This is a genomic window from Sporocytophaga sp., assembly GCF_017745095.1.
In the GTDB taxonomy this organism is placed as follows: Bacteria; Bacteroidota; Bacteroidia; order Cytophagales; family Cytophagaceae; genus Sporocytophaga.
In genome coordinates, this window is record NZ_JAGHZZ010000005.1 from 276,401 (window position 1) to 290,880 (window position 14,480).

Sequence of the window (14,480 nt, forward strand, 5' to 3'; positions counted from 1 at the left end):
ATCAATAGTAAGTGATCTGACAGCCTGGGTGATTTTTCTTAAATCGCTGTACTTCGTTTTTATCAATTTTGGTATAAAAGCATTTTAAAACTTTTATGTACTCCAGTTTATGAATAGGGCCAAGATCGGTTAACTCAGTATTAGAGATATCTAGCTCGCGTATGGCATAAAAGTTATTGATTGCAGATAGATCCTTAACACTGCTCGATGCTAAATAAAGATTCGCAATGAATTTAAAGTGTTTGATAGGATCCAGACTGGAAACCTTTGTGTGGTCAATATTTAGATGAAACAACTTTACCAGATTTCGGATAGGTTCCAATGTTGTGATATCTGTATTGAAACAATCAAGTAAAACGAGATTCACAAGCCCGCTCAATGGAGCAAGAGATTTAATGTCAATTTTCTGTATGCTTAGTTTCTCAAGAAGCACTAAGTTTTTCATCATTGAAATGTCTTTCACTTTAATATTTAAGCCGACATTCAACTCTTTAAGGTTTACAAGATTAGTAAGAGGAGTAAGGTCTTCTATTTCATTGTTAGAACAGTCTAGCTCCACCATCTGAACCAAATTTTTCAATGGTTCTATACTTTTAAGTTTTAAATTTGAAACTTTTAAAACCTGAAGGTTTTTTAGATTTTCAATACCGTCCAAAGTGGTAATTTGAGTTCTAGTTAAGTCTAGCTCCAGGAGAGAACTCACAGCAAATATTGCCGAGGCATCCGTGATCGGATTACCTGAAACATTTAGCTTCTCAAGTGATGTAAATTTCTTTAATGGTTCAAGATTTTTAATATTTGAATTTGAGCAGTCAAATTCAAATATTCCTGTCGCTTTTTCAAGATCAAACTCTCTTGGGTACTCTTCCAGGTTTCTCTTTTTCCTCAGCATTGCTTTCCAGTCAGGCTCAAGCGTGAGCCACCATGAGATAAGTGGAGGAAGAGGCTCCAGCTTTGGAGCAACCCCCGTTTTGCTTATAGCAAAAATTTTAAAGTTTTTGGAGACATTGTTTTCTCTGTCAAATTTTATGAAAACGGATATACCTTTTTTTATAGAGTGGACGATTGTATCGCTTACTGTAATTGAATCAGCAGATGCAGAAACAGAATCTGTCTTTTGAACTACCTCTTTCCATGTAAAATCTTTATCACCTTTTATTTCTACAAAGTAGTATCTTCTGATCTTGTCATACTTTACTTTTTCGACTATTAGATTTTTAGGAGTAGTTTTTATTTTGACTGTTGCAGGAAAGGTCTTTGGAACCCGTTGACAGTATTTGAATACATTTTCATAGTCATCATTCTTAGCTGCCGAATCAAGGTCATTATAGACCGAAACATTTGCATTGCTAACAGTTGTTTTCAAAAATGTGACAGACTCCTTTTTCTGATCAGCATCCGAAGGTTTCTGAGCTACAAAATTCAGAAAACCGTCATATGAGGTGAGAAGTCGAATAACTTCCTTCTTTTCAATATCATTCATTGGAAGCAGAATGTCAGTCTGGGCATTCATTTTCAATGAGATAGTTATAAGAAGTAAGGCAAAAAGGATTTTTTTCATAATTGTCACAAGGTTTGGCCCGGTAATTTAACCAAAAAAAGTTCCGTTTAGTACGTTTAAATTATTTTTTGTAATTTTTCTAATGACGTCTAGGATTCAATTAGATTCAAAAAAATGCTTTTATTCCAAAATCCCTAAAAAATATATACTTAAGTTTTAATTTTTCCACATATTACGATTATCAATCATTTCCTTGTTCAAAAAGTAAGTAAAATTTGAACTATTAAAGTAATTTCGCAGTAAGAATGGACAGGATTTCGGATTTGATTTCCTGAAAATGAATATATCTTGTCTTTTATAGAATTGTAAATCAGGTCAATAACAATATTATGGCAAAAACCAAAACTGAATATACTGAAGATAGCATTAGGTCGCTGGACTGGAGAGAGCATATCAGACTTCGTCCCGGAATGTATATCGGAAAACTTGGAGACGGATCAGGACAGGATGATGGTATTTATGTTTTGGTCAAAGAGATTATTGACAACTCCATTGATGAGCATATGATGGGAAATGGAAATGTTATAGATATAACTATTTCCGATAATAGGGTGGAGGTCAGAGATTATGGACGTGGTATTCCGCTTGGAAAAGTAATTGATTGCGTATCTAAAATCAATACCGGAGGAAAATACGATTCAGGTGCTTTCCAGAAGTCTGTGGGTCTGAACGGAGTTGGTACAAAGGCGGTTAACGCACTGTCCAGTTATTTTAGAGTTCAATCTATTCGTGAAGGAAGGACAAAAGTAGCTGAATTTGAAAAGGGAGTTCTGGTAAATGATCATAAAGAAACCAAGTGTGACCAGAAGAATGGTACACTTATGTCATTTATTCCGGATGATACTATTTTCAAGCATTTCAGATTTATTCCGGAATATCTAGAAGATCAGCTTTGGAACTATGCGTTTCTTAATGCTGGTTTGTCAATAAACTATAACGGGAAAAAATATTATTCTCAGAATGGCTTACTGGACCTATTAAAGAGAAAAACAGATGAAGAAAGTTTAAGATATCCAATTATTCATCTTAAAGGTCATGATATTGAAATTGCTCTAACTCACGCAAATCAGTATGGTGAAGAGTATTATTCATTTGTTAATGGTCAGTATACAACTCAGGGAGGAACACACCTTGCTGCATTAAAAGAAGCAGTTGTAAAAACAGTCAGGGAGTTTTTTAAGAAAGATTTTGATGCTTCTGATATCCGTGCATCTATAGTAGGTGCAATTGCAGTAAGAGTTCAGGAACCTGTGTTTGAATCCCAGACTAAAACTAAATTAGGATCTATTAATGCAGGCCCAGATGGTCCGGCAATCAGAACCTGGGTGAATGAGTTCGTTAAAAAAGAGCTTGATAATTATCTTCATAAAAATTCAGCAGTTGCAGATGCATTATTAAAAAGAATCTTACAATCTGAAAGAGAAAGAAAAGACATTGCAGGTATAAAGAAACTTGCTAACGAGCGTGCGAAGAAAGCAAATCTTCATAATAAAAAACTCAGAGACTGCCGCTTCCATTTTGACGATCTGAACAATGAAAAGAGACATGATTCTACCTTATTTATAACCGAGGGAGACTCTGCTAGTGGTTCGATTACAAAGTCCAGGAGCGTAGAGTTGCAGGCTGTTTTCAGTCTTAGAGGTAAGCCACTGAACTGTTTTGGGCTTACTAAGAAGATTGTTTATGAAAATGAAGAGTTCAATTTATTGCAACATGCTCTGAATATTGAAGATGGACTTGAAAATCTTAGATATAATAGAATAGTTATAGCAACAGATGCCGACGTGGACGGTATGCACATCCGTTTGCTTATGTTGACATTTTTTTTGCAATTCTTTCCAGATTTAGTAAGAAATGGTCACCTGTTTATTTTGGAGACTCCTCTGTTTCGAGTTAGAAATAAGAAAGAAACAATTTATTGCTACAGTGAAGAAGAGAAAAGAGCTGCAACAAAGAAATTAGGGGGAAAACCAGAGATAACCCGATTTAAAGGATTGGGTGAAATCTCTCCAGATGAGTTTGGAGGATTTATTGGTGAGGATATCAGACTTGAACCCATCTTATTACAAAAAGAAACTTCAATACAAAAACTGCTTAATTACTACATGGGAAAAAATACTCCTGAAAGACAGCAGTTTATTATAGAAAACCTCAAAGTTGAAAAGGATTTGGTAGAAAGTGATGAAAAAGATGCACTAAGGAAAGAAGCTAATGTTATGGAAATTTAAAATCTGTAAAAAATCAGCTAGTCTATTACATTAAATTCTTTAATCGTAAATTGTAGTTGTCTAAAAAAGCTTGAGTTTTGACATAATGTAGAGTATATTCGTCTACAATTAAACTTTAGCCGCTATGCTAGACCACTATGTTTTGATGAGAGAAATCTTTCAACCTGAATCACCCAGGAATTCAAAAAAAGATTCCGAGTCAGGTAATGAGAAAAAGTCCAATAACAATAAAAAGAAACTTAAAAAGAAGGGACGGCACTTTATGAAAATTGTAGCAAGAAGGTTATTAATACTTTTATAAAATTGTATATTTGGGCCAATAATTGGGTATTGGCAAGAGGGATTTGGTGTACCAAGTTTTAATATTTTCCTGGAAGCCTGTTTTTTATATAAAAAAACAGGCTTTCTTTATTAAGTAAACAGTTGATTGTTTTTCAGTTTTGAATTGTAATCAAAGCGATAAGTCCAAGGGCATTCATTTCAAATACAATTCTTTTACCTTCTTCAGGATATTGTAAGGAGCATTGTTTGCCTGGAGTTATATAGTAAGAGTAAATTTTTCTTCCTCTTTTCTGATAATCATGCTTATCTGGTCTTCCCAACTTTTCCAGAAGTATTTCTTCCTTAAGTCCCAGGATTTGTTCTTTATTTGTTATCAGTGTTGTTGCCATTCCCTCTCTTTTATTTTGGCAAGCTTTTTTATCCTGAAGCCATACATTTTTATCTACTTCGGGAAATTTATCTTTTGATCCACAAGAATAAAAACCAACAGAAAGAGACAGTAAAAATAATTTTATTTTGTTCATAATAAGGCAAAGTTAATAATTAGGCAGGAATGTGTAAATTTTCCTTTTCGGGAAAAAAGAATTTTATAATATATTTGAAGGATCCGGAATTTTACCGGTTAAACCTTTTGTTTGGATCAGGAACTTTAAATTTGAATGGCTGACGATAGAGATAATAACGAAAATAACATACAGGATCAGGGAGCTGGTAATGGGGGGGATATCATTCATGATGTACTGCCTGTTTCCGGTATGTATGAAAACTGGTTTCTGGAATATGCTTCCTATGTAATACTGGAACGTGCAGTTCCTGCTATTGAAGATGGATTAAAGCCTGTTCAGAGAAGAATCCTTCACTCTATGAAGGAAATGGACGACGGTCGATTTAATAAGGTAGCAAATGTCATCGGACAAACCATGCAGTATCACCCACATGGTGATGCATCCATTGGTGAAGCTATCGTTAATATAGGCCAGAAAGATCTTCTTCTTGAAACTCAGGGGAACTGGGGGGATGTCAGAACAGGTGATTCTGCTGCTGCTCCGAGATACATTGAGGCCCGTCTTTCAAAACTTGCTCTTGAAATCGTTTTTAATCCTGAGACTACTGAGTGGCAAATTTCATATGATGGAAGAAAAAATGAGCCTGTTACACTTCCTGTTAAGTTTCCTTTACTATTAGCCCACGGTGTCGAAGGTATTGCGGTCGGACTTTCTACCAAAATTCTTCCCCACAATTTTTGTGAATTGATAGAAGCTTCTATTCTTCATTTGAAGAACAAGAAATTTACCCTTTATCCTGATTTTGCTACTGGAGGTTTGATTGATGTCGCCAATTACAATGAAGGTCAGAGAGGTGGAAAAGTAAGGGTTAGAGCTAAGATTGAAGAGATTGATAAAAAAACTCTGGTTATCAAGGATATACCTTTTGGTACTACAACAACTTCTTTAATAGAAAGCATTATCAAAGCCAATGATAATGGAAAGATCAAGATTAAAAAGGTAATTGATAACACTGCAAAGGATGTTGAAATACTAATTCAACTTGTTCCAGGAGTTTCTTCCGATATTACTATTGATGCTTTATATGCATTTACAGAGTGCGAAATAAGTATCTCTCCGAATGCCTGTGTAATTATAGATGAAAAGCCTCATTTCATAAGTATTCATGAAATACTGAGAATATCTACTGACAAAACTGTAGAACTTCTTAGGCAGGAGTTGGAAATCAAAAAGAATCACCTGCAGGAAAAACTGTTATTCTCTTCTCTTGAGAAAATATTCATAGAAAAGAGAATATACAGAAATATTGAAGAGTGTGAAACCTGGGAAGCTGTACTTGAGACGATAGACAAAGGTTTAAAGCCTTATAAGAAACAGTTTTACAGGGAAATTACTCAAGACGATCTGGTTAGACTTACTGAAATTAAGATCAAGAGAATCTCAAAATTTGATGCTTTTAAAGCGGATGAATTGATGAGAAATCTTGGAGAAGAACTGAAAGAGGTTGAGCATAATCTGGCACATTTGATAGAATATGCTATAGCTTATTTCCAGAACCTCCTTAAAAAATATGGTCAGGGCAGAGAGCGTAAAACCCAGATCAAAACTTTTGAAACCATTTCTGCAACTGTTGTTGCGGCAATCAATGCAAAGTTATATATCAACAGAGCTGAAGGTTTTATTGGGCATGGTTTGAAGAAAGACGAATATATCTGTGACTGTTCTGATATAGATGATGTCATAGTTTTCAGGAAAGACGGGGTTTGTGTAATCAAGAAGATAGGAGAGAAGGTCTTTGTTGGTAAAGATATCCTGTATGCTGGAATTTTCAGAAAAGGTGATGATCGCATGGTTTACAATATGGCCTATCTGGATGCTGCATCAGGGACTGTATTTGTTAAGAGATTCCAAGTGTTGGGAATTACCAGAGATAAGGAATATGATCTGACCAAAGGAAGTAAAGGTTCTAAGATCCTTTATTTTAGCGCTAATCCGAATGGAGAAGCAGAGACTGTTAATGTTACTCTTGCTCCGACAGCCAAAGCAAAGATTAAAGAGTTTGAATTTGACTTTTCTGAACTTGAAATAAAGGCAAGAAACGTTTTAGGTAACATCCTGACCAAATATCCTGTTAAGAAAATTCAGTTTAAAGCTGCCGGAAAATCAACTCTTGGCGGTAAAGAAGTTTATTTTGATGAAACTGTAGGGCGTCTGAATAATGATAAAAAAGGAAAATACATTGGTAATTTTGAAGGAGAAGATAAGATTCTTGTTTTCTATAAAGAAGGTACTTATGAACTTACGACCTATGAATTGACCAACAGGTATAATACAGAAGAATTATTGCATATGGAGAAATTTGATCCTGAAAGACTAATTTCTGCAGTTTATTATGATGGATCATCAAAGAACTATTTTGCAAAAAGATTCAAAATGGAGACAAATACTGCTGCAAAGAAGTTTGGATTTATCTCTGAAAATGCGGATTCAAAACTGGTAGTTATAAGCACGGAAAAGAACCCCGTAATCCAAGTGGATTATGCCAAAGGTAAATTTGTCTCTGTTCCATCTGAAAAAATTAGCCTTAATGATTTTGTTGAGGTGAAAGGCTGGAAAGCTGTCGGGAATAAGATTAGTACTAATAAAATAAATAAGATACTATTACTTGAAGATTCAGAAGAAGGTGATATTCCCTCAAGAAAAAAGCCTAAAGATGATCAGTTAGGCTTATTTTAAAAATAAAAAAACGGCTGTTCAAAATGGACCGCCGTTTTTTATATGTACTTTTAAGAATAATGAGCAATTACTTTTTCATAAGTCCTGAATGTATCAAAAAATGTTTCAGGGAGCGCATCAAAGTCATTATTGCAAATATCTACTTCCACAGCATTTTCAGTAAAGTATTTTAACAAAATCCCCAATTGCATTTCGAAAGGAAGTATTTCAAAGGAAATTCCATTCAAAAATTGTAACTTATTGAAATTTTGAGAGTAAAATCCTTCAAAATCTTTCCAAGCAGTTGGAGCCTCAGTTTTTATAAGATCAAAATTTATATTAGCGTTCATATCGGTACTTTTGGTAAATTTAATCGAAAAAGAAGTTTCGAGCCAGACAAATTAAAACGAATTGAATTAGCTTAAATTATTGATATTTAAAGAAAGACTTTTATAGTTAGAAGAAATTTGTCCACATTGGCCGAAATGGCAAAACTCAGGGAATGTGGCCATCGTATTTTTACGTGTAACTCATAACTTTTTTATGCAGACGATTGTCAATATCAATACCAGGTTTTCAGAAATAGGCTATCAGCCCAATCTGGGAAAAATTGCATTTAATGACCTGGCCAAAAGCCTCCGGTCAGATGAGACCATTTTAAATGTTGTGGAGGGGGCAATATCTAATACTCTTGGAGTCGCAATTGCTACAGATACAAGGGTTTTTTATGTCGGGGTAAATAAACACCACCAGCCGGTATTGGAACAGCTTATTTATGATGATATTGTTGGGATTGAGGTTACTAAAAGCATGTTTGTTTCTGTTGAATTAATCGTTCATACAAAAAGTAAAAAAGAAATCAGGTTAAAGGGCTGTGATCCTGAAAGGGCTGCAGAAATGGTGGAACTAATAAATTTACTTATTCGTGAAAATTCCTGAAATAAATTGTCTAGTTAAGAAAAAAGTATATAATTTGAAGCATGAAAAGCCTGCTTGAGTTAATTAAAAAATATAAAAAATACTATGTGGTAGATGCGATAATGTATTTATCTTTCATTATCACTTTTCTGCTTATGGTATTAATCTTTGGTTAGTAAATACTGACCATAATGAAATTGTCAAAAGGACAGAAAAAAAGGGACGTTTTTAGCGCCCCTTTTTTATTATGAGTTAAATCGGAATATTAGCTTTTCACTCTTTCCATGTAGTCACCGGTACGGGTATCTACTTTAATTTTTTCACCTATCTCTATAAATAAAGGAACTCGTATTTCGGCTCCTGTTTCAAGAGTCGCAGGTTTTAATGTTTTGGTTGCAGTATCGCCTCTTATACCTGGTTCTGTATATGTAACTTCAAGTTCCACAGAAGTAGGAGGTTCTGCATAAATAGGAGTATCGCCGTCAAAAGAAACTTTAATAACCATTCCTTCCTTAAGGAATTTGAGGCTGTCTCCAAAAAGCAATTTATCTACAGAGATTTGCTCGTATGTTTCACTGTCCATAAGAACCAGGCTGGGTCCCTCATCATACAGGTAGGAATAATCATTTGTATCAACCCTTACAAGTTCAACATCTTCGCCGGCACGAAACCTGTGTTCTACAAGTTTACCAGTTTTAATGTTTCTCATTTTCACCTGATAAAATGCACGTAAGTTTCCAGGAGTACGATGTTCGTATTCCAAAACCTGAACTAATTCATTGTTAAATCTTAAAAAACACCCTTTTGAAATGTCTGAAGTATTAGCCATAAATAGAAATTTGGCTCAAATTTAATGGAAGTATTACTTAAAAAACAAATAAAACTTTAAAGAATACATTTTAAATCCTTGTCAGTCAAAATTGATACTGTCAATGGAAGCATAAATAAATGAGTATAAAAGAATCATTGATGCTGTGGTAAAAACATATCCTATGGAAAAGGTAACTCCAAGGATAAAGCTCAATACCAGTAAATCCAGTAATTTCATATGTTTGAGACTATACGTTGAAGTTTTACAAACATAATCGGGTGAAAATTCATTCCACCTTTTTCCAATTATTTATAAATGGCAAGGATAACCATGAAGATATTCACAAAGAAATAAGTAATTAAAATGACCTTACCGGCTGATTTATTAAAACTGCGAGCATTATTTCTTCTTCCTCTTCTGTCAAGAATTAATGAATAGGCATTCGATGCTATGATGAAAAGAATAAATAGGAATGTAAGTGAATGTAGAGAATCTACGAGGGTGAAAGACGTAGTTTCTGGAAGTATTGAATCTATAATATATTTATTACCTACTGACGCAAATAGACCACCCACAGGAAGTCCGAATTTCGGATCTATATCCTCTGGATCTATTACAAAGCTTATTGAGGCAATGAAAAATGCAATATACATTCCTAGAAACAGCTTGAAAAATAGGCCCCATGCATTTCTTTCCAGATCAAGAGATATAAAAAATGCTCCATATTCTGAGTGTTGTTTGTCAAGAGTAACATCTCCGAATGCCGTTGAGTATTCATTTACACCTGAGCTTACTTTGAAATTCGAAATGTTCCAGCCATCTATAGCAAAGTCTTTATCAAATTTACTACCCAGAGTATCCGGGACAAACACCAGATTGCTGGCATCAAACATTGTGTTTTCAATATGAACTTTAATGTGCTGTCTGTCAAATGGGTAGTCATGTACTTTCCAGTTTTGTTTCATAACACATTTCATTTTCATCAATACCCATATTTTCCCATCAATCGTGTCAACCATTACATCTGGTTTTTCAATATTTTTAGCATTAGGAACCTCTACCTGAGTAGTGAAATCAAACTCTGGATTCTTATACAGCATCCAAAGCCATAGTCGCATAGTATACTCTTTATCTTTGAAATTTATATCATGAAGACTAAGCACGTAAGCTCCTATATGAACAGTGTCCGCAGCCCCTTCCTTCTTCAGTGAAATAGAATAAGCAGAATTAAATGAAAATGTAAAAAGGAATAATAAAACAAATAGAAGTCTTTGCATGAGCTTGTTATCTCATAGAAAATTAGTAAGAATTACTGAACTGAAAAAATGAGTTACCTTATTATTTTAATTTTTTACTGAATCTATATATGTCTTCAGGTTTTCCCAATATGTAAATTGTATCATTCATATAGATTTGCTCATCCGGACCAATTGAAGTAATCAATTGAGTTTTTCTTTTGATAGCAATGATTGTTATTCCGAATTTTTTTCTTATTCCTGAATCTGCAATTTTTTTATTTACAATTTCGAATGTTTCATTCTGAACAGAAATGGCAGCTATTTCTATATCCGGTATAGCCAGTGATAAATTTTTTCTTGCTGTTGATCCCGGCAAAAGTCTTAGCATTTCATAGTTGTCTTCTCTAATTTCCTGAATAAACTCTTCGATTTCCTGTCTCGGTACCAGGTAAGATGTTAATACTCTTGTAAATATTTCTATAGAAGTCTCAAACTCTTCTGGAATCACTTCATTGGCTCCAAGACTGAATAGAAGCTCGGTATCCTGGATAAATCTTGTACGAACAATGAGGTGAATATTTTTACTTGCGTTTCTGATATTAACTACAATCTGTTTGGTTGCTACAGGGTCTGATACTGCAACGACTGCAACTCTGGCTTTATGTATATTCAAATGCTCCAGTACCGGCGCATGTACAGCATCTCCGAATAATATATGTTCCCCCTTTTGTTTTTCTTTTTTTACAGTATCGGCGTTGAGTTCAAGTATAACATATGGAATACTTGCTGCTTTGGCTGCTTTAGCTACATTCTTACCATTTAATCCATAGCCTATTATGATCAGATGGTCTTCAAAATGGTCAATTTTTTTCTTTGAAAGATAATCTTTCATTCCTGTGTACCGGTCTGAAATGTTGTTAGGTAATAGAAATCTTTGAACCCATAATGATATTTCATTTCCTGACTTTATGATAAAAGGGGAGATAGACATGGTAAGAATGGATATCGCCAGAAAGTACTGGTAATAATCAGAAGTTAACAACCCATTGGAAACACCTACATTAGATAGTATGAATGCAAATTCTCCCACTTGTGCGAGTCCCAGTCCTACAAGAATAGAACTTCTTATTGGCATTTTTAATAACCGTCCAGAGAAGGCAGATATAATAAATTTGAGTCCTATAACAATAAAAGTTAATGCCAGGATGTAAAAGATATGATCTATTACAAACCTTACATTGAGAAGCATTCCAATAGACACGAAGAAAAAACTTGCGAAGATTTCTCTAAATGGTAAGATATTTCCTAAAGCCTGATGACTGTATTCAGATTCTGAAATGATTAGCCCAGCCATAAATGCTCCAAGTGCCAGTGATAAGCCAATGGAAGATGTAAGCCAAGCGACCGAGAAACAAATAACGACTATAGAAAGAATGAATAATTCTTTGTTTTTTGTTTTTGCAATTTGATATAGCAAGTTTGGAACTATATATCTGGCTGCTACAAGAACGAATATTATGATTAGTACTACCTTTAAAGTAAGGAGTACAAAAGGAAGAAACGTAACAGGTTGCTTTCCCGTTAGAAATGGCACAGACAACATCATCGGAACAACTATGATATCCTGAAAAATTAAAATGCCTAAAATGGTTTTTCCGTGGGGACTGTTTACTTCTCCTTTTTCCTGGAGAAGCTTTAATACTATTGCAGTGCTACTCAAAGCCAGGAGACATCCAGCAAAAATAGCATGACCAGTTTCCCAGTCTAATGAGGTCAGTATAGCTACTACTGCTGCAATTGTGAGAAAGACCTGTGAGGCCCCTCCGAGCAATACTGATTTTTTTATCTTGGCAAGGTCACCTAAAGAAAATTCAATACCAATTATAAAAAGAAGGAGAATTACTCCAACCTCGGCTAAGAGCTCAACTTCATGAGAAGCAGTTACAAGACTCAAACCGTGAGGACCTGCTATGGTACCTGTTAAAAGAAAACCAATAATTGTTGGGAATTTCAGCTTCTCGAATAGAAGTGTAACTATTACTGCAATACCTAATATTACTACAATGTCCTGAAAAAGAGGGGTCATTACTCGTTATTTAACCTATTTTATTTGAAATGCGTATGAGCCTAAAGCTAAATAAGAAATATACTCTGGTGTTTTTCCTTATTGCTTTTCTCAAAAGCCAAGTAACATACTAAAATTAATGTCTAAATGAAAAGAATTTCAAGTATTTATTGCCTGCTTTTTTTTCTTTCACTTCAATCCACTTTTAATGCTAATGCGCAGGATAAGGATTTAGCGAAGGTTCTAAGTCAGGCAGATGAACTGATTAAAGAAGAAGAATATGAAGATGCCTTAGCGCCAGTGTTAAAATTGTCATCTTTGAAGCCTGATGATCCTGAAATCGCTTATAAAACAGGACTTGTTTATTTTAATTTAAAAGAAGAAATAAAAGCATTGCCTTATCTTGAAAAGGCCAGAAATGGGGGGGCTAAAGCCGGAGATCTGAATTTTTATTTGGGTGGAAGCTACCACTTGTCCCACAAGCTGGAAGAGGCTATCAGTGCTTATGAAAGTTATAAAGCAACTCTAAAACCTAAAGATAAAGAAAAGTTAAATCTGGTAAATCAGAAAATAGCTTTCTGTAAGAACGGATTGGAACTTGTAAAATCTCCTCAAAAAGTTAAAATAACCAATCTTGGTCCTGGCATCAATTCAAAATATTCAGACTATGTGCCTGCTGTGTCTGCTGATGAAACAGTACTTGTATTCACTTCAAGAAGAGATAATTCAACAGGAGGTTTAAAGGATCCTCAGGATAACCAGTACTATGAAGATATTTATATTGCTCATAAGAAAGATAATGAGTGGGGAACTGCAGTCCCTTTAGGAAATGGTATTAATACACCTACACATGATGCTTGTGTTGGTATTTCTCCGGACGGTCAGGATCTCTTTATTTATAAGGTGGATAATGGAGGCGATTTGTTTGCAAGTGAACTGAATGGTAGTGAATGGAAGACTCCTAAAACATTAGGTAATCATATTAATTCATCTTTTTGGGAAACGAGTGCAAGTATCTCATCTGATGAGAAAACTTTGTTTTTTACAAGTACAAGAAAAGGTGTTGGAGGAACAGATATCTATATGACCAAAAGGCAGATAAACGGAGATTGGGGAAAGCCTATATTACTTGGCCCTAAAATTAATACAGCCCTTGATGAAGAGAGTCCCTTTATTCATGCAGATGGAAAGACACTCTACTTCAGCTCCAAAGGTCATAATTCAATGGGAGGCTTTGATATATTTTCTGTTACAATCAATACAGAAACAGGTGAAGTACTTACGGATCCTGTAAATGTTGGATATCCAATTAATACGGCTGCCGATGATGTATTTTTCGTTTGGTCTGCAGATAACAAGAGAGCCTATTTCAGTTCCGAGAGAGAAGGTGGTTTTGGAAAGAAAGACATCTACATGCTGGAAAGAGATGCCAATGCTTCTCTCGTTGTATTTAAAGGGATGATAAAGAGTTGTGAAAATAAAGCACCAGTAGCTGCAACTATTGTCGTTACCGATTTAACTACTCAGAAAATTCTTGGAGCTTATAACTCTAATAGTAGTAGTGGTAAATATACTGTTGTATTACCTGCAGGTAAAAACTATGGTGTATCTGTTGAAGCACCTGGATATTTATTTTATTCAAAAAATATAGACATTCCATCATTGAATGAATACCTTGAAATCAATGACTCTATTTGTTTGGAAGGAGTTAAGAAAGGTAAGAAGATGGTATTGCGAAATGTATTTTTTGATGTGAATAAAGCAACATTAAGAAATGAATCTATGCCAGAGCTGGACAGATTAATGGAAATGTTAAAAGTAAATCAGAATGTTAAAATTCAGATTGGTGGATATACAGACAATGATGGAAATGATGATCATAACCTTAAACTATCGGAAAGTCGCGCTAAAAGTGTTTATGATTATCTGATATCAAAAGGAATACCTAAAGAACAGCTTGCGTTTAAGGGATTTGGTAAAGAACAGCCAATCGCTCCTAACGATACTCCTGAGAATAAACAATTAAACAGAAGGACAGAAGCTGAAATTATTGAATAGATTAAGGCCCCGTTTATAGGGGCTTTTTCTTTTTAAGTATTCCTTATAATCGAAACAATTTAAAGGGATCATTGTTTTTTTGAGACAGAGTTTATGAA

Annotated in this window: 11 protein-coding genes; 4 read left to right on the forward strand and 7 right to left on the reverse strand. The window is 34.6% G+C overall.

What is annotated here, in order from left to right; genetic code table 11:
• Window position 1 precedes the first annotated feature (1 nt).
• Entirely contained in the window at window positions 2-1,561 is a 1,560-nt protein-coding gene (locus J7604_RS10085) for a leucine-rich repeat domain-containing protein (RefSeq protein WP_293895013.1), read from the reverse strand.
• A 329-nt stretch (window positions 1,562-1,890) separates the two neighbouring features.
• Between J7604_RS10085 and J7604_RS10090 the strand changes: the two genes are divergently transcribed.
• Window positions 1,891-3,789 carry a DNA topoisomerase IV subunit B gene (locus tag J7604_RS10090; RefSeq protein ID WP_293895016.1) on the forward strand — a complete coding sequence of 633 codons (1,899 nt, stop codon included), beginning with the start codon at window positions 1,891-1,893 and terminating at the stop codon, window positions 3,787-3,789.
• Between the two features lie 434 nt (window positions 3,790-4,223).
• Here the strand turns inward: J7604_RS10090 and J7604_RS10095 are convergent, their stop codons facing one another.
• Window positions 4,224-4,595: a hypothetical protein gene (locus J7604_RS10095; protein WP_293895019.1), complete on the reverse strand. Its 372-nt coding sequence runs from the start codon at window positions 4,593-4,595 to the stop codon at window positions 4,224-4,226.
• A 135-nt stretch (window positions 4,596-4,730) separates the two neighbouring features.
• On the opposite strand from J7604_RS10095, the gene J7604_RS10100 reads away from it, so the two are divergent.
• Window positions 4,731-7,313, forward strand: coding sequence for a DNA gyrase/topoisomerase IV subunit A (locus tag J7604_RS10100; RefSeq protein ID WP_293895022.1), 2,583 nt, complete (start codon window positions 4,731-4,733; stop codon window positions 7,311-7,313).
• Window positions 7,314-7,363: 50 nt separating this feature from the next.
• On the opposite strand, the gene J7604_RS10105 is transcribed toward J7604_RS10100, so the two are convergent.
• A complete protein-coding gene (locus tag J7604_RS10105) occupies window positions 7,364-7,642 on the reverse strand; it encodes a hypothetical protein (RefSeq protein WP_293895025.1) in 279 nt (92 codons plus the stop codon).
• A 154-nt stretch (window positions 7,643-7,796) separates the two neighbouring features.
• Between J7604_RS10105 and J7604_RS10110 the strand changes: the two genes are divergently transcribed.
• Window positions 7,797-8,231, forward strand: coding sequence for a PH domain-containing protein (locus J7604_RS10110; RefSeq protein WP_293895028.1), 435 nt, complete (start codon window positions 7,797-7,799; stop codon window positions 8,229-8,231).
• A gap of 244 nt (window positions 8,232-8,475) precedes the next feature.
• Here J7604_RS10110 and efp read toward each other — a convergent pair whose 3' ends face one another.
• From efp to J7604_RS10130, 4 genes are all read right to left on the reverse strand, one after another.
• Complete coding sequence (gene efp, locus J7604_RS10115) at window positions 8,476-9,039, reverse strand: elongation factor P (protein WP_293895031.1); 564 nt, start codon at window positions 9,037-9,039, stop codon at window positions 8,476-8,478.
• An 81-nt stretch (window positions 9,040-9,120) separates the two neighbouring features.
• Window positions 9,121-9,258: a hypothetical protein gene (locus J7604_RS10120; RefSeq protein WP_156026825.1), complete on the reverse strand. Its 138-nt coding sequence runs from the start codon at window positions 9,256-9,258 to the stop codon at window positions 9,121-9,123.
• A gap of 68 nt (window positions 9,259-9,326) precedes the next feature.
• Window positions 9,327-10,298 carry a hypothetical protein gene (locus J7604_RS10125; RefSeq protein WP_293895036.1) on the reverse strand — a complete coding sequence of 324 codons (972 nt, stop codon included), beginning with the start codon at window positions 10,296-10,298 and terminating at the stop codon, window positions 9,327-9,329.
• Window positions 10,299-10,359: 61 nt separating this feature from the next.
• Window positions 10,360-12,345, reverse strand: a complete 1,986-nt coding sequence (locus J7604_RS10130; protein WP_293895039.1) for a cation:proton antiporter — start codon at window positions 12,343-12,345, stop codon at window positions 10,360-10,362.
• Window positions 12,346-12,471: 126 nt separating this feature from the next.
• Between J7604_RS10130 and J7604_RS10135 the strand changes: the two genes are divergently transcribed.
• Entirely contained in the window at window positions 12,472-14,382 is a 1,911-nt protein-coding gene (locus J7604_RS10135) for an OmpA family protein (protein WP_293895042.1), read from the forward strand.
• Window positions 14,383-14,480 lie beyond the last annotated feature (98 nt).

Bases quoted from the DNA above. Each gene is read 5' to 3' on its own strand.
- J7604_RS10085 (WP_293895013.1), bottom strand. From the start codon at position 1,561: ATGAAAAAAATCCTTTTTGCCTTACTTCTTATAACTATCTCATTGAAA.
- J7604_RS10090 (WP_293895016.1), top strand. From the start codon at position 1,891: ATGGCAAAAACCAAAACTGAATATACTGAAGATAGCATTAGGTCGCTG.
- J7604_RS10095 (WP_293895019.1), bottom strand. From the start codon at position 4,595: ATGAACAAAATAAAATTATTTTTACTGTCTCTTTCTGTTGGTTTTTAT.
- J7604_RS10100 (WP_293895022.1), top strand. From the start codon at position 4,731: ATGGCTGACGATAGAGATAATAACGAAAATAACATACAGGATCAGGGA.
- J7604_RS10105 (WP_293895025.1), bottom strand. From the start codon at position 7,642: ATGAACGCTAATATAAATTTTGATCTTATAAAAACTGAGGCTCCAACT.
- efp (WP_293895031.1), bottom strand. From the start codon at position 9,039: ATGGCTAATACTTCAGACATTTCAAAAGGGTGTTTTTTAAGATTTAAC.
- J7604_RS10120 (WP_156026825.1), bottom strand. From the start codon at position 9,258: ATGAAATTACTGGATTTACTGGTATTGAGCTTTATCCTTGGAGTTACC.
- J7604_RS10125 (WP_293895036.1), bottom strand. From the start codon at position 10,298: ATGCAAAGACTTCTATTTGTTTTATTATTCCTTTTTACATTTTCATTT.
- J7604_RS10130 (WP_293895039.1), bottom strand. From the start codon at position 12,345: ATGACCCCTCTTTTTCAGGACATTGTAGTAATATTAGGTATTGCAGTA.
- J7604_RS10135 (WP_293895042.1), top strand. From the start codon at position 12,472: ATGAAAAGAATTTCAAGTATTTATTGCCTGCTTTTTTTTCTTTCACTT.